Here is a 14,874-nt window from a genome sequence, read left to right as displayed (position 1 = left end):
CCGGCCTTTCGTTCGCGACTGCGGGGCTCGCAAGCTCACTCCTCGCGCTCACCGAGCCGGCCTTTCGTTCGCGACTGCGGGGCTCGCAAGCTCACTCACCGCGACACCGCCATCTCGTCGTGCCGGACGGCGATCTCCTTGAGACGCTGGATGACCGCCTCGCGTACCTCCGGTGGGTCCAGCACGCGCACGTCGGGCCCGTAGCCGACCAGATGCCCGGCCAGGGAGTCGGCGTCGGCGTAGGGCAGGACCAGCCGGTCGCCCTCCGGCCCGACGGTTGCCTCCACGGCCCAGCGGCGCAGCCCGGCGGCCCGCCCCGAGGCCACCAGCACGGTGGCCCGACCGGGCCGTTCGGTCGGCCCGAACCAGCGGGCCACGTGGCTGATCAGATCGACGTCGGCCGGTGGCTGGTAGGCGCCCGACGCGCCGGTCGCCCGGACCGGACCGGCGACCCGGGACAGCCGGAAGCAGCGGGTGGCGTCGCGGTCCAGGTCGTGGCCGACCACGTACCACCGGCCACGCCAGCAGACCACTCCCCACGGTTGCAGGCGGCGGCGGGTGGGTGCGTCCTGGTCGGGTACCCGGTAGTCGAAGCGGACCTCGCGCCGGTCCCGCGCGGCGGCGGTCAGCGGGGCGAACGCCGGATCGACCGTCACCATGGGTTCCAGGCCGAGCGTGGCCTGCGGGTCCACGTCCACCCCGGCGGCGCGCAGCTTCGCCAACCCGGAGGAGGCGGCGGCGGCCAGGCCGGCGTGCTGCCACAGCCGCGCGGCGATGCCGACCGCAGCGGCCTCGTCCGGTTTCAGGGGAATGTCGGGCAGGGCGTACTCGCGCTGGGCGATCCGGTAACCCGGCTCGGTATCGAAGGCGCTCGCCGTCCCGGTCTCCAGCGGTACGCCCAACTCCCTCAGTTCGGCCTTGTCCCGCTCGAACTTGCGCTGGAACGCCTCGTGCTCCCGGGCGTCGTCGGGATGGTGCTCGTAGCCGGGCACGGTCGCGGCGATCTGCGCAGCGGTCAGGAACCGCCGCGTGGACAGTAGGCAGATCACCAGGTTGACCAGGCGTTCGGTGCGACTTCGCGACACGGCGTAGACGCTAGCAGCCGTACCGCTCCTGGCACGCACCCGCGCCGCCCCCGGATGTAAGGAAGGGCCCCCTACTAACGCCTCGTGTATAGGAAGGGTCCCTTCCTTACATCCGTACCCGGGCGTGAGTGGACGGCGGGGTGGAGCTAGCGTGCGGGCATGGTGCGATGGCGGGCAGGCGTGGTGGCGGCGCTGCGGCGGCGGTGGACCGGAGCAGTCGAGCTCGACGTCGAGCTGACCGACGGCACGTCGATGCGGGCGCTCGCGTACCCGGAACTGGTGGGTGAGCCCGAGCCCGGCGACCGGGTGCTGCTCAACGCCGGCGCGCTGCTGATGGGCCTGGGCACCGGCGGGTACGCCATGGTGGTGGCGGTGCCCGACCGGCTGCCGCCGGACCCGCCGCAGGCCCTCGACTCCCGCGACGCGGGCCACCTGGTCAAGGCGCGCTACACCCCGTTGCAGCCGATCCTGCTCGGGGTGGACGAGGAGGCATCACCGCACCGCGAGGTGCTGGCCGCCGCCGAAGACCTGGGTGGACTGCCGGTGGTGACGGCCGACCTGCACTCGGCGCTGCCGGCGATCCTGGCCGGCATCCGGGCCGAGGCGCCGCAGGCGAGGGTGGCGTACCTGCTCACCGACGGTGGGGCGCTGCCCGCCTGGTTCTCCCGGACCCTGGCCGGGCTCCGCGACGAGTTGGTCGGCACGATCAGCGTCGGGCAGGCGTTCGGCGGCGACCTGGAGGCGTCCACCCTGCACAGCGGGCTGCTCGCCGCCCGGTACGTCCTGGACGCCGACGTCGCCGTGGTGGCGCAGGGTCCGGGCAACCTGGGCACCGGCACCCGCTGGGGTTTCTCCGGGGTGGCCGTGGGCGAGGCGGTCAACGCGGTCGCCGCGCTGGGCGGGCGGCCGGTCGGCTCGCTCCGCATCTCCGACGCCGACCCCCGCCCCCGGCACCGGGGCGTGTCGCACCACAGCCTGACCTCGTACGGGCGGGTGGCGCTGGCGCGCGCGGACCTGGTGGTACCCGACGGCCTGGACCCGACCCTGGCGGCCGAGGTCGACGCGGCGCTGGCACCGCTGGCCGACCGGCACACGGTGGTACGGGTGGACGACGCGGGCCTGGACGCGGCGCTGCGGCGCAGCCCGGTGCCGCTGTCGACGATGGGACGCGGCCTGGACGCCGACCACGCCTACTTCCTGGCCGCCGCGGCAGCCGGCCGGTACGCGGCCCGCCTCACGTCGACGACGTCCCCGCCGCCCGCTGCGTTCTGAGTCACGCGACGCCACCACCGTCCGGCGCGCCCTGAGGAATCGTGTTAGTAGGGGTCCCCTGCTCTACCGCAGGCGTTAACAAGGTGCCCTTCCTTACACCTCAGGCGAAGATGATCAGGGCTATCCAGCCGCCGACCATTGCGGCCAGGGCCAGCGCCAGCACCCAGGTCGGCACGGTGTACTCGCCTCGGCGGTTGCGCTCGACCTCGGCGCGCACCTTCTCGCGGCGGCGTTCGATCCAGCTCTGCCGCTCGGTGCCTGGGGTGGGGGGTTCGGGAGGAAGCATGGCCCGACCAGCCTACCCGGGCCCGTCCGGCGTGCGGACGGACCCGGGTAGACCAGGTCACATGCTGGCGATCAACCGCTCCACCCGCTCGTCGTACGCCCGGAACGGGTCCTTGCACAGCACGGTGCGCTGCGCCTGGTCGTTGAGCTTGAGGTGCACCCAGTCGACGGTGAAGTCCCGCCGCTTCTCCTGGGCGTGCCGGATGAACTCGCCGCGCAGTCGGGCCCGGGTGGTCTGCGGCGGCGTCTCCTTCGCCTCGAAGATCTCCGGGTCGGTGGCCACCCGGTCCACGTCGCCACGCCGCTCCAGCAGGGCGTAGAGCCCACGTCCCCGGCGCAGGTCGTGGTAGGCGAGGTCCATCTGCGCCACCCGGGGGTGCGACAGCGGCAGGTCGTGCTTGCGCTGATAGCGCTCGATCAGCCGGAGCTTGGTGACCCAGTCGATCTCGCGGGAGACCGGCTCCAGGTCACCGCTCTCCACCGCGCTGAGTACCCGCCCCCACAGCTCGACGACCCGCTTGGCGGTCTGGTCGCCGCCGCGCCGCTCGACGAACTCGATCGCCTTGGAGAGGTACTCCTGCTGGATCTCCAGCGCGCTGATCTCCTTGCCGGAGGCCAGCCGCACCTTGCGGCGACCGGTGATGTCGTGCGACACCTCGCGGATGGCCCGGATCGGGTTCTCCAGGGTGAGGTCGCGCATCACCACCCCGGCCTCGATCATCCGCAGCACGATGTCGGCGGTGCCGACCTTGAGCAGCGTGGTGACCTCGTTCATGTTGGAGTCGCCGACGATGACGTGCAGGCGGCGGTACCGCTCGGCGTCGGCGTGCGGCTCGTCCCGGGTGTTGATGATCGGGCGGCTGCGGGTGGTCGCCGAGGAGACGCCCTCCCAGATGTGTTCGGCCCGCTGGGACAGGCAGTAGACGGCACCGCGAGGGGTCTGCAGCACCTTGCCGGCGCCACAGATCAACTGCCGGGTGACCAGGAACGGGATCAGGACGTCGGCGAGCCGGCCGAACTCCCCGTGCCGGGACACCAGGTAGTTCTCGTGGCACCCGTAGGAGTTGCCGGCCGAGTCGGTGTTGTTCTTGAACAGGTAGATCTCACCGGCGATGCCCTCGTCGTGCAGCCGCTTCTCCGCGTCGATGAGCAGACCCTCCAGGATCCGCTCACCGGCCCGGTCGTGGGCGACCAGGTCGACCACCGAGTCGCACTCCGGGGTGGCGTACTCCGGGTGTGAGCCGACGTCGAGATAGAGACGTGCGCCGTTGCGGAGGAAGACGTTGCTCGACCGGCCCCAGGACACCACTCGGCGGAACAGGTATCTGGCTACCTCGTCAGGGGACAGCCGCCGCTGCCCACGGTAGGTGCAGGTGACGCCGTACTCGGTCTCCAGACCGAAGATTCGCCGCTCCATGATGAGACATTAGCCGTACCGAGGCCGACTTCGTCACTGTCGCGGCCCGTACGCGTCGATGAGGCCCGGTCAGGACGCCCCGGGAAGCGCCGCCCCGGCCAGTCCCGCCGTGTACGCACGGCACGTGTCGTAGTCCGGCAGCAGCCCCCGACGGCGCGCCTCGGAGAGGCTCGGCGCGACGGCGTCGCGGTCGGAGAGCTGCGGAGAACCGGTCGGCCACTCGATGCCCAGCTCCTCGTCGAGCGGGTGCACCCCGTGCTCACCGGAGGGGTTGTAGGTGGTCGAGCAGACGTAGCTGAGCGTCGCGTCGTCGGTCAACGCGCAGAAGCCGTGGCCGAGCCCTTCGGCCAGGTAGACCGCGCGCCGGTCCACGTCGTCCAGGCGTACGCCCTCCCAGCGGCCGAAGGTCGGCGAACCGACCCGCAGGTCCACCACCACGTCGAGCACCGCGCCGCGCACGCAGGTGACGTACTTGGCCTGCCCGGGGGGCACGTCGGCGAAGTGGATGCCCCGCACCACGTCGCGGGCCGAGACGGAGAGGTTGCCCTGCGCCAGCCGCAGCGGGTGCCCGACCGCCTCGGCGAGCCGGTCGAAGCGGTACCACTCCAGGAACAGCCCGCGCGCGTCGCCGTGCTGCTGCGGGACGACCTCCCAGGCGCCCTCGATGCTCAGCGGCCGGATCTTCACGGGGTCACCTGCACCGGTACGGTCCGGTCGACCAGGTCGCCGCGCTCCCGGGCGAGCAGGTCGAGCAGGTAGTCGCCGTATCCGCTCTTGGTCAGCGGCTCGGCCAGCGTCCGCAGCCGCGCGTCGTCGATCAGGCCGGCCCGCCAGGCCACCTCCTCGACACAGCCGATCTTCATGCCCTGCCGTTCCTCGATGACCCGGACGAACTCGGCGGCCTGCATCAGCGAGGTGAAGGTGCCGGTGTCCAGCCAGGCGGTGCCCCGGTCCAGCACGGTCACCGACAGCTCCCCAGCAAGCCGGTACGCCTCGTTCACGGCGGTGATCTCCAGCTCGCCCCGGGCGCTCGGGGTCAGGCCACGGGCGATCTCCACCACCCGGTTGTCGTAGAAGTACAGCCCGGGTACGGCGTACCGGGACTTGGGCCGGGCCGGCTTCTCCTCGATCGACAGCACCCGGCCGTCGTCGTCGAAGTGCACGACGCCGTACGCCTGCGGGTTGGCCACCGGGTAGGCGAAGATCCGCCCGCCGACGGGGTCGCCCGCGGCGGCGAGCTGGCCGCCCAGGCCGACGCCGTGGAAGATGTTGTCGCCCAGGATCAGCGCGACCGCCTCGTCACCGATGAAGTCCGCGCCGAGCACGAACGCCTGGGCGATGCCGTCCGGGCGGGGTTGCGCGACGTACTCCAGGCGCAGCCCGAACTGGCTGCCGTCGCCGAGCAGGCGCTGGAACTGACCCTGTTCCTCGGGGGTGGTGATCACCAGGATCTCCCGCACCCCGGCCATCACCAGGGTGGAGAGCGGATAGTAGATCATCGGTTTGTCGAAGACCGGCATCAGCTGCTTCGACACCGCCCGAGTGATCGGCCACAGTCGGCTACCGGTGCCGCCGGCGAGCAGGATTCCACGCACCCGGGGAGCGTACCGGGAGCAACCGGCGCAGGCCACGCGGCGCAACCGCTGCTTTGCGGGGGATTCGCGTAGACTTCCGGATCCGTGAGGATCCTGGTCACCGGCGGCGCCGGCTTCATCGGTTCGGAATACGTCCGAATGCTGCTGGGGGCACCCGGCGGCAGCGCGCAGGGGGAGTCTCCGGTGGAGCCCACGGGCATCACCGTGCTGGACGCCCTGACGTACTCCGGCAACCGGGCCAACCTGGACCCGGTCCGCGACGACCCGCGACTGCGCTTCGTGCAGGGTGACATCCGCCACGCCGAGGTGGTGGACGAGGTCGTCCCGGGGCACGACGTGATCGTGCACTTCGCCGCCGAGTCGCACGTCGACCGCTCGATCGCCGGGGCCGCGCCGTTCGTCACCACCAACGTGCTGGGCACCCAGACGCTGCTCGACGCCGCGCTGCGGCACGGCACCGGCCGGTTCGTGCACGTCTCCACCGACGAGGTGTACGGCTCGATCGCGGACGGCTCGTGGACCGAGGACTGGCCGCTGGCGCCCAACTCGCCGTACTCGGCGTCGAAGGCCGGCTCCGACCTGCTGGCGCTGGCGTACCACCGCACGCACGGCCTGGACGTGGTGGTCACCCGCTGCTCCAACAACTACGGGCCGTACCAGTTCCCGGAGAAGGTCATCCCGCTGTTCGTGACCAACCTGCTCGACGGGCGGACCGTGCCGCTCTACGGCGACGGCGGCAACGTGCGGGACTGGCTGCACGTGCACGACCACTGCCGGGGCATCGCGCTGGTGCAGCAGAAGGGCCGCGCCGGCGAGGTCTACCACATCGGCGGCGGCACCGAGCTGACCAACAAGGAGCTGACCGCGCTGCTGCTCGACGCGTGCGGCGCCGACTGGGACCGGGTGGTGGCGGTGCCCGACCGCAAGGGCCACGACCGCCGCTACTCGCTGGACATCTCCAAGATCAACAAGGAGCTGGGGTACGCCCCCAGCATCCCGCTGGAGGCCGGCCTCGCCGACACCGTCCGGTGGTACCGGGACAACCGCTCCTGGTGGGAACCGCTGACCCGGGCGCAGTCCGCGTGAGGGCACTGGTGACGGGCGCCGGCGGGATGCTCGGGCGGGACCTGGTGGAGGTGCTCGCCACCACGGACACGGTGACCCCCGCCACCCGGGCCGAGCTCGACATCACCGACGCCGCCGCGGTGCACGCCGCGGTGGCCGGACACGACGTGGTGATCAACACCGCCGCGTGGACCGACGTCGACGGCGCCGAGTCGGACGAGGCGGCGGCCACCCGCGTCAACGGTGAGGCGGTGGCCCACCTCGCCACGGCCTGCGCCGCGCACGACGCCCGCCTAATCCAGCTCTCCACCGACTACGTCTTCCCCGGCGACGCCGACACCCCGTACCCGGAGGACACCCCCACCGCGCCGATCAACGCGTACGGCCGGAGCAAGGTCGCCGGGGAACTGGCCGTGACCCGGCACCTGCCCGACACCGGCTACGTGGTCCGCACCGCCTGGTTGTACGGCACCCACGGCCGCAACTTCGTCAGCACCATGCTCGGCCTCGCGGACCAGCGCGAGTTCCTCGACGTCGTGGACGACCAGCGGGGCCAGCCCACCTGGTCGTACGCGCTGGCGCGGCAGCTGGTGGCCCTGGCCGGGGCGGCGCTGGCCGGTCGGGCGGCCCCCGGCGTCTACCACGGCACCTGCGCCGGGGAGACCACCTGGTACGGCCTGGCCCGCGCGGCGTTCGCCCTGCACGGGCTCGATCCGGACCGGATCCGGCCGATCACCAGCGACCGCTTTCCGCGTCCCGCCGCCCGACCGGCGTACAGTGTGCTAGGGCACGACCGATGGGCCGCCGCCGGGCTGTCACCCCTACCGGACTGGCACGCCACACTGAGCGACGCTCTCGCTCCCGCCGCTCCACCCTCCCCGTGGAAGGTCGCATGAAGCTCACCCTGGTCACCGGCTTGACCGGTCTGGTCCTGCTGGCCACGATCGTCGAGTTGCTGCGCCGCCGACAGCTACGTGAGAAGTACGGCATGCTCTGGCTCGGGCTGCTGTTCGTGGTCATCCCCCTGTCGCTGTTCCCCCGGCTGCTCGACGGCGTCGCCGACCTGCTCGGTGTCGCCTCCGGCGTCAGCCTCGTGCTCTTCCTCGGCATCGTCTTCCTGCTGCTCGTCTGCATCCACCTGAGCTGGGAGGTCAGCGCGCTGGAGGAGGAGACCCGCACGCTGGCCGAGGAGATCGCGCTGATCCGCGCCGAGTTCGAGGCCGACCGGGCCGCACGAGAAGAGCTGGTGTCCCGCGATGGTTAACGGCAAGCGGCTCCTGGTCATCATCCCGGCGCTCAACGAGGCCGGGTCCATCGCCGACGTGGTCCGCGAGGTCCGGGGCGAGCTGCCCGGCGTCGACGTCCTCGTGGTGGACGACGGCTCCACCGACCGCACCTCGGCGGTCGCCGCCGCCGCCGGTGCCCGGGTCGCCCGGCTGCCGTACAACCTCGGTGTCGGCGGCGCCATGCGCCTCGGCTACCGGTACGCCTACGACCACGACTACGACGTGGCGGTCCAGATCGACGCCGACGGCCAGCACGACCCCCGGTACGTACCGAAGCTGGTCGACCTGCTCGACGACCACGACCTGGTGATCGGTGCCCGGTTCGCCGGTGAGGGCGAGTACACCGTGCGGGGACCCCGGCGCTGGGCGATGGGGATGCTGTCGATGGTGCTCTCCGGCCTGTCCGGCACCACCCTGACCGACACCACCTCGGGCTTCCGTGCCGCCAACCGACGGATGATCGAGATGTTCGCCCAGTGGTACCCCGCCGAGTACCTCGGCGACACCGTCGAGACGCTGGTGCACACCGCCCGTCGGGGCTACCGCATCCAGCAGGTGCCGGTGGCGATGCGGCGGCGGATGGCCGGCACCCCGAGCCACTCCCCCGCGAAGGCGATGATCTATCTCGGGCGGGCCCTGGCCGTGCTCACGCTGGCCCTCATCCGCCGGTGATCGGTCGCCTGCTCCGTCTCGTACCGCCCGGCACCGTCCCGGTCGGCGCGGGTCTGGCCATCGTCGGCCTGGCCTCGTACGTGCACCTCGCGGTGGCCGGGCACAACCTCACCGCCGGGGACTACTCGTCGCTCTCGGTGCTCTGGTCCTTCGTGTTCACCGTCGGCCTCGGCGTGTTCCTGCCGGTCGAGCAGGAGGTGGCCCGGCTGGTCGCGGCCCGCCGTACCCGGGGGTTGCCGCCCGGCCCGGTCCTGGCGCGCGGTGCCGCCGTCGCCGCCGTCACGCTGGGTCTGTTGGTGCTGGCCTGCGTCGCCGCCGCCGACGTGCTCGGCGACCGCCTCTTCGCCGGTGACACCGGGCTGGTGTGGGCGCTCTGCGGCGCGCTCGCCGCGCTGGCCGTGGCGCACACCACCCGGGGCGTGCTCTCCGGGCTGCGGCAGTTCGGCTGGTACGGCACCCAGCTCGGGATCGACGGCGGACTGCGCATCGGGCTGGTGGCCCTCCTCGGCCTGGCCGGGGTCGACTCGCCGATGGCGTACGCGCTGGTGCTGGTCGTGGCGCCGCTGGTGGGCGTGGCGTCGACCGTGGCACCGGCGCTCCGGGCGGCCGGCGGCGGCGCGGCCCTGCCCTGGCCGGCCCTGCTGCGCGGGCTGGCACTGCTCACCGTCTCCAGCCTGCTCGCACAGGTCGTGGTGAACGTCGGCGTGATCAACGTACGGCTGCTCGCCCCGGCCGACGTGGCGACGGCCGGCGCGCTGCTCTCCGCGCTGGTGCTGGTCCGCATCCCGTTGTTCGTGTTCGGCTCGATGCAGGCCGCGCTGCTGCCCGGCCTCTCCACCGCCGCCGCCACCGGCGACCAGGCGGCCTTCGGCACGCTGCTGCGGCGGGCCCTGGGCGTCGTCACCGCGCTGGGCGTGCTCGGCGGCGTCCTGACCGCGCTGCTCGGCCCGTGGCTGGTCCAGGTGCTCTTCGACGCCCCGGACGTCCTCGGGCACGGCGACTTCGCCTGGCTCGGCCTGGCCACCCTGGCCTACCTGTGGGCGATGGTCCTCGGCCAGGCGCTGCTCGCCCGCGACCAGCACCAGGCGCAGGCCGTCGCGTGGGTCGCCGGGGTCGCCGCGCTGGCCGTCGCCACCCTCGCCCCGCTGAGCGTCGCGTTGCGCGTCGAGCTCGGTTACGCGGTGGGTTCCCTGGTCGTCGTCGCGGTGATGCTCACCCGGCTGCGTCGGGGCACCGCCACCCCCACCCCGCCCGTCGCGGTCCCGGTGTCCGCGAGCACCCCCGGAGGCGTCCGATGAGCCCACCCCGCGTGACCGCGGTGATGCTCGCCTACGGCCCTGAGCCCTGGCTGGTCGAGGCCGCCGAGGCCGTGCTGGCCAGCACCGGCGTCGACATCGACCTGGTCGTGGTGGACAACGGCTGCACCGGCGACGGCATCGACGTGGTCAAGGGCCTGGCCGGAGTCCGGGTGATCCGGCCGGACGAGAACACCGGCTACTCCGGCGGGTGCAACGTCGGCGCGGCCGAGGCCACCGGCGACTGGCTCGCCTTCGTCAACTCCGACGCCGTCGTCGCCCCCGACGCGCTGGGGAAGGTCGTCGCGGTGGCCGCCGAACCGGGTGTCGGCGCGGCGATGGCCTCCATCCGGCTCGCCCACGACCCCGATCTGATCAACACCTCCGGCAACCCGCTGCACTTCACCGGCCTGTCCTGGGCAGGCGGCAACGGCGAACCCGCGAGCGCGCACGCCCGGCGCACGGTCGTGCCGTCGCTGAGCGGCTGCTGTTTCGTGATCGGCCGGTCCCGCTGGAGCGAGCTGGGCGGCTTCCCCACCGAGTACTTCGCCTACCACGAGGACACCGAACTCAGCCTGCGGCTGTGGCAGCGCGGCCTGCGGTTGGAGTACGTGCCGGACGCCGTGGTGCGGCACCACTACGAGTTCTCCCGCAACGACCTCAAGCTCTACCTGGTCGAACGCAACCGGCTGTTGACCCTGCTCACCGCCTACCAGGGCCGCACCCTGGCGTTGCTGGCGCCGATGCTGCTGCTCACCGAGGTCGCCATGCTGGCCGCCGCGCTCGCCGGTGGCTGGTCCCGGCAGAAGACGCGCGGCTGGGGCTGGCTGTGGCGCCACCGCGACTGGGTACGCGCCCGCCGACGCCGGTTGCAGTCGGAACGCACCGTCGGGGACGGGGCGATCGCCGACCTGATGACCGCCCGGGTGGCCCCCTCGAACGTGGCCGCTCCCCCCGGGATGGGTGTCTTCAACGCCCTCGCCGCCGCCTGGTGGGCGCTGGTGCGGCCGTTGCTCGCGCGTCGCTGAGCCCCGCCCGACGACGGTCGCGGTCGGGGACTCCGGAAACGGCACGGCGCCCGACAGTCGGAACTGTCGGGCGCCGGAGAACTCCTGGTTCGGGTACGGGGCGTCAGGCGTCGGGCTTGTCGCCCGGCTTGTCCTCCAGGTCCGCCGAGCCGGCCGAGGTGGTCGGCTTGTGCGCCTCCTCGGTCGGCGTGGTCGGGGTCTCCGCCCGGTCGCCCTCCGCCGCCGCCTCGCCCTCCGCGCCGCCGTCGAGCAGCCCGGTCAGCGCCGCACCGGTGATCCGCCGGAAGGTACGCCCCACCCGGTTGCGGTCCAGGACCGCCACCTCCAGTTGATCGGCGGCGATCGTCCGGGCGGCACCGCCCTCGCCTCCGACGCTGCCCAGCGCCTGCACCGCCACCTTGACCGCCTCGCCGAGCGACATGTCCGGCCGGTGGTTCGACTTGAGCACCCCGGAGATGGCGTCGGACTGCCCGCCCATCGCCATCCGGCCCGGCTCGTCGGTCACCGAACCGTCGTAGGTGAGGCGGTAGAGCGAGTCGTCCTCCGGGGTGGCACCCACCTCGGCGACGCAGATCTCCACCTCGAACGGCTTGGACTGCTCGGTGAAGATCGTGCCCAGGATCTGCGCGAACGTGTTGGCCAGTGCCAGGCCGGTGACGTCACGCCGGTCGTAGCTCAACCCGTTGAGGTCGGCCATCCGCACCCCGGCCCGGCGCAGGTTCTCGAACTCGTTGTAGCGACCGACAGCCGCGAAGCCGATCCGGTCGTAGATCTCGCCGACCTTGTGCAGGGTGCTGGAGAGGTTCTCCGCGACGAAGAGCACCCCACCGGCGTAGCTCAGGACCACCGCGCTGCGTCCCCGGGCGATGCCCTTGCGGGCCAGCTCGGAACGGTCGCGCATGATCTGTTCGGGCGAGGCGTAGAACTGCATGGCCACGGCGGCGGCTCTCCTTCGGGCGCTGTGCTGGGGGAACTGCGTTCAGGTGGGGGCGGGGACCGGCTCAGCCGCCCGGATTCTCCATCCGACCGGCGACCACACTCTCGCCGAGCGCCGCCGTCTCCGCGTCGGTCAGCCGGTACGTCCCCTCCGCCGTCGCGGTCATCACCACCGGGAAGATCCGCCGGGTCAGGTCGGGGCCACCGGTCGCGGTGTCGTCGTCGGCGGCGTCGTAGAGCGCCTCCACCGCCAACCGGACCGCGTCGTCGACGGAGATCCCGGGCCGGAACCGCTTCTTCAACGCCGACCGGGCGAACAGCGAACCCGAGCCGATCGCGTCGTAGCCGGTCTCCTCGTAGGGGCCACCGGTCACGTCGAAGCTGAAGATCCGCCCGGCCCGCGCCGGGTCCTTCGCCGCGAGGTCGAAGCCGGCGAACAGCGGGATCACGGCCAGCCCCTGCATCGCCGCACCGAGGTTGCCCCGGATCATCGCGGCGAGCCGGTTGGCCTTGCCGTCGAGCGAGAGCATCGCGCCCTCGATCTTCTCGTAGTGCTCCAGCTCGACCTGGAACAGCCGCATCAGCTCGATGCCGATGCCTGCGGTCCCGGCGATCCCCACCAGCGAGTACGCGTCGGCGGGGTGCACCTTCTCGATGTCGCGCTGCGCGATCAGGTTGCCCATGGTGGCCCGCCGGTCGCCGGCCATCACCACACCGCCGTCGGCGACGATGGCGACGATCGTGGTGGCGTGCGGGGCCAGGTCGGCGGCCATGCCCGGCGGCAGCGGCCGGCGGCCGGGCAGCAACTCGGGGGCCACCTTGCTCAGGAACGTGGTGAAGGAGGACGTCCCCGCGTTGGTGAACACATCTGGTAGACGCCCGGATGGATCAAAGCCCGCTGCCACGTGGTTCCTCTCAGGTACGTGATGGCCCTGGCCAGCCTCGTAGGACTGTCACGGAACTGGCCAGGACCACCGTTGCAGTTGAAGCAGATTATCCCGCGCACCCACCCGGTGCGATGATCGTGGTCCACAAGTTCCGGATCGGGTTCACCACGGACCGCGCCGCCGTCGCGGCACCGCCGGAGAAAAGGGCATAAGCCCTATTCTCCGCCCTTCTGCACGTAACCTCGGACGAATTCCTCGGCGTTCTCCTCCAGGACGGAGTCGATCTCGTCGAGCAGGTCGTCGACGTCCTCGGTGATCTCGGCGTGTCGCTCGGCGACCTCCGGGTTCGCCTCGGTGGTGACGTCCTCGACCTCTTCACCCTGACGGGACTTGCCCGTCTGCGACTGACCGCCGCTGTCACGAGTGGCCACTGTTGCCTCCTCCACGATCGCCTGCGATGAACTTACCTCGCGGGAGCGACGAAACGCCCGTCGCGCGCCGGTAGGTACTCAGCCTCCGGTCAGGGTCTCCAGCAGATCCTTCGCGCTGGCGCAGCGGTCGAAGAGTGCGCCGACGTGCCGCCTGGTGCCGCGCTCCGGCTCCATCATCGGCACCCGGACCAGCGACTCCCGCCCGACGTCGAATATCACCGAGTCCCAACTGGCGGCGACCACCTCGGAGGCGTACTGCGCCAGGCAGCGGCCCCGGAAGTAGGCGCGGGTGTCCTCCGGCGGCTCGGTCATCGCGGCCTGCGTCTCGGCATCGGGCAGCAGCGTCTTCATCGCCCCCCGGGAGACCAGGCGGTGGTAGAGCCCCTTCTCCGGGCGGACGTCGGAGTACTGCAGGTCGACCAGTTGGAGCTTGTGCGAGCCCCACCCGAGCTTCTCCCGGTCCCGGTAGCCCTCCAGCAACCGCAGCTTCGCCACCCAGTCCAGCTCGTCGGCGCAGAGCATGACGTCGCGGCCGAGCCGGTCCAGCACGTTCTCCCACCGGTCCAGCACGTCGGTGGTCTGCTCGTCGACGTCGCTGCCGTACCGGTCCTCCACGAAGGCGCGTACCCGCTCCAGGTACGCCCACTGGACGTCCAACGCGGTCAGCCGTCGGCCGTCGCGCATGCGCATCCGGTGGGTCAGCGACGGGTCGTGACTGACCGCGCGGAGTTCACCGACCGGGTCGGCGATGCCGAGGTCCGGGCCGAGCGCCTTCTCCTCGATCATGGTGAGGATCAGCGCGGCGGTACCCACCTTGAGGTAGGTGGAGATCTCCGACAGGTTGGCGTCGCCGATGATGACGTGCAGGCGGCGGTACTTGTCGGCGTCGGCGTGCGGCTCGTCCCGGGTGTTGATGATCGGACGCTTGAGCGTGGTCTCCAGCCCCACCTCGACCTCGAAGAAGTCGGCCCGCTGCGAGATCTGGAAGCCGCTCTGCCCGCCGTCCTGGCCGATGCCGACGCGACCGGCGCCGCAGACGATCTGCCGGGTCACGAAGAACGGGGTCAGGTACGCCACGATGTCGGCGAAGGCGGTCTGCCGGCGCATGAGGTAGTTCTCGTGCGCGCCGTAGCTGGCACCCTTGTTGTCGGTGTTGTTCTTGTAGAGGTGGATCGGCGCGCTGCCCGGGATGGTGGCCGCGCGGCGGGCCGCCTCCGCCATCACCCGCTCCCCCGCCTTGTCCCAGCGCACCAGGTCCCGGGGGTTGGTCACCTCGGGGGTGGAGTACTCCGGGTGGGCGTGGTCGACGTAGAGCCGGGCCCCGTTGGTGAGTATGACGTTCGCCAGCCCGAGGTCGTCGTCGGCGAGCGCCTCGGCCGGGTCGTACGCGGCTCCGGAGTAGGTGAAGCCGCGGGCGTCCCGCAGCGGCGACTCCTCCTCGTAGTCCCACCGGGCCCGACCGCCCCGGTTGAGTTCCGGGCGGGCGCCGTACGCGTTCACCACCTGGGAGGAGGTGACCATCGGGTTGGCTCCGGCCTGACCGGGCACGGAGATGCCGTACTCGACCTCGGTGCCCATGATCCGTCTTACGCTCATCGACCTACCCGCTTCGCTTGCCCG

At 71.9% G+C, this 14,874-nt stretch carries 17 protein-coding genes; 7 read left to right on the top strand and 10 right to left on the bottom strand.

What is annotated here, in order from left to right:
- Positions 1 to 95: 95 nt before the first annotated feature.
- Positions 96 to 1,085, bottom strand: coding sequence for a WYL domain-containing protein (locus tag ABZ738_RS09130; RefSeq protein WP_176094013.1), 990 nt, complete (start codon positions 1,083 to 1,085; stop codon positions 96 to 98).
- A gap of 159 nt (positions 1,086 to 1,244) precedes the next feature.
- On the opposite strand from ABZ738_RS09130, the gene ABZ738_RS09125 reads away from it, so the two are divergent.
- A complete protein-coding gene (locus tag ABZ738_RS09125) occupies positions 1,245 to 2,357 on the top strand; it encodes a DUF3866 family protein (RefSeq protein ID WP_131052325.1) in 1,113 nt (370 codons plus the stop codon).
- Between the two features lie 100 nt (positions 2,358 to 2,457).
- Here the strand turns inward: ABZ738_RS09125 and ABZ738_RS09120 are convergent, their stop codons facing one another.
- The 4 genes from ABZ738_RS09120 to rfbA all read right to left on the bottom strand — a co-directional run bounded on the left by ABZ738_RS09120 (position 2,458) and on the right by rfbA (position 5,654).
- Positions 2,458 to 2,643: a hypothetical protein gene (locus ABZ738_RS09120; RefSeq protein ID WP_131052324.1), complete on the bottom strand. Its 186-nt coding sequence runs from the start codon at positions 2,641 to 2,643 to the stop codon at positions 2,458 to 2,460.
- Between the two features lie 57 nt (positions 2,644 to 2,700).
- Positions 2,701 to 4,059, bottom strand: coding sequence for a Pup--protein ligase (pafA, locus tag ABZ738_RS09115; protein ID WP_131052323.1), 1,359 nt, complete (start codon positions 4,057 to 4,059; stop codon positions 2,701 to 2,703).
- Positions 4,060 to 4,128: 69 nt separating this feature from the next.
- Positions 4,129 to 4,746, bottom strand: a complete 618-nt coding sequence (locus tag ABZ738_RS09110) for a dTDP-4-dehydrorhamnose 3,5-epimerase family protein (RefSeq protein ID WP_357212078.1) — start codon at positions 4,744 to 4,746, stop codon at positions 4,129 to 4,131.
- Positions 4,743 to 5,654: a glucose-1-phosphate thymidylyltransferase RfbA gene (gene rfbA / locus ABZ738_RS09105; RefSeq protein WP_131052321.1), complete on the bottom strand. Its 912-nt coding sequence runs from the start codon at positions 5,652 to 5,654 to the stop codon at positions 4,743 to 4,745. Before rfbA ends, ABZ738_RS09110 begins: the two co-directional genes overlap by 4 nt.
- An 84-nt stretch (positions 5,655 to 5,738) precedes the next feature.
- Between rfbA and rfbB the strand changes: the two genes are divergently transcribed.
- From rfbB to ABZ738_RS09075, 6 genes are read left to right on the top strand one after another with little or no spacing between them, the layout of a single operon-like run.
- Positions 5,739 to 6,740, top strand: coding sequence for a dTDP-glucose 4,6-dehydratase (gene rfbB / locus ABZ738_RS09100; RefSeq protein ID WP_357212075.1), 1,002 nt, complete (start codon positions 5,739 to 5,741; stop codon positions 6,738 to 6,740).
- Entirely contained in the window at positions 6,737 to 7,615 is an 879-nt protein-coding gene (gene rfbD, locus ABZ738_RS09095; protein WP_357212073.1) for a dTDP-4-dehydrorhamnose reductase, read from the top strand. Before rfbB ends, rfbD begins: the two co-directional genes overlap by 4 nt.
- Positions 7,612 to 7,983: a DUF2304 domain-containing protein gene (locus ABZ738_RS09090; RefSeq protein WP_131052319.1), complete on the top strand. Its 372-nt coding sequence runs from the start codon at positions 7,612 to 7,614 to the stop codon at positions 7,981 to 7,983. The genes rfbD and ABZ738_RS09090 overlap by 4 nt, the downstream gene beginning before the upstream one ends.
- On the top strand, positions 7,976 to 8,677 hold the full coding sequence (locus ABZ738_RS09085; protein WP_131052318.1) for a glycosyltransferase family 2 protein: 702 nt from the start codon (positions 7,976 to 7,978) through the stop codon (positions 8,675 to 8,677). The genes ABZ738_RS09090 and ABZ738_RS09085 overlap by 8 nt, the downstream gene beginning before the upstream one ends.
- A complete protein-coding gene (locus ABZ738_RS09080) occupies positions 8,674 to 9,975 on the top strand; it encodes a polysaccharide biosynthesis protein (RefSeq protein ID WP_357212070.1) in 1,302 nt (433 codons plus the stop codon). Before ABZ738_RS09085 ends, ABZ738_RS09080 begins: the two co-directional genes overlap by 4 nt.
- Positions 9,972 to 11,000 carry a glycosyltransferase family 2 protein gene (locus ABZ738_RS09075; protein ID WP_131053276.1) on the top strand — a complete coding sequence of 343 codons (1,029 nt, stop codon included), beginning with the start codon at positions 9,972 to 9,974 and terminating at the stop codon, positions 10,998 to 11,000. Before ABZ738_RS09080 ends, ABZ738_RS09075 begins: the two co-directional genes overlap by 4 nt.
- Before the next feature lie 103 nt (positions 11,001 to 11,103).
- Here the strand turns inward: ABZ738_RS09075 and prcA are convergent, their stop codons facing one another.
- The 5 genes from prcA to dop all read right to left on the bottom strand — a co-directional run bounded on the left by prcA (position 11,104) and on the right by dop (position 14,850).
- Positions 11,104 to 11,937: a proteasome subunit alpha gene (prcA, locus tag ABZ738_RS09070; RefSeq protein WP_131053277.1), complete on the bottom strand. Its 834-nt coding sequence runs from the start codon at positions 11,935 to 11,937 to the stop codon at positions 11,104 to 11,106.
- A 64-nt stretch (positions 11,938 to 12,001) separates the two neighbouring features.
- Positions 12,002 to 12,841, bottom strand: a complete 840-nt coding sequence (prcB, locus tag ABZ738_RS09065) for a proteasome subunit beta (RefSeq protein WP_131053278.1) — start codon at positions 12,839 to 12,841, stop codon at positions 12,002 to 12,004.
- Positions 12,760 to 12,942, bottom strand: coding sequence for an endonuclease domain-containing protein (locus tag ABZ738_RS09060; RefSeq protein ID WP_236145739.1), 183 nt, complete (start codon positions 12,940 to 12,942; stop codon positions 12,760 to 12,762). Before ABZ738_RS09060 ends, prcB begins: the two co-directional genes overlap by 82 nt.
- A 96-nt stretch (positions 12,943 to 13,038) precedes the next feature.
- On the bottom strand, positions 13,039 to 13,254 hold the full coding sequence (locus ABZ738_RS09055; protein ID WP_131053279.1) for a ubiquitin-like protein Pup: 216 nt from the start codon (positions 13,252 to 13,254) through the stop codon (positions 13,039 to 13,041).
- A 78-nt stretch (positions 13,255 to 13,332) separates the two neighbouring features.
- A complete protein-coding gene (gene dop / locus ABZ738_RS09050; protein WP_131053280.1) occupies positions 13,333 to 14,850 on the bottom strand; it encodes a depupylase/deamidase Dop in 1,518 nt (505 codons plus the stop codon).
- Positions 14,851 to 14,874 lie beyond the last annotated feature (24 nt).

It is taken from the genome of Micromonospora sp. NPDC047793 (genome assembly GCF_040642635.1).
In the GTDB taxonomy this organism is placed as follows: domain Bacteria; phylum Actinomycetota; class Actinomycetes; order Mycobacteriales; family Micromonosporaceae; genus Micromonospora.
This window is presented reverse-complemented; position numbering and strand designations above follow the sequence as displayed.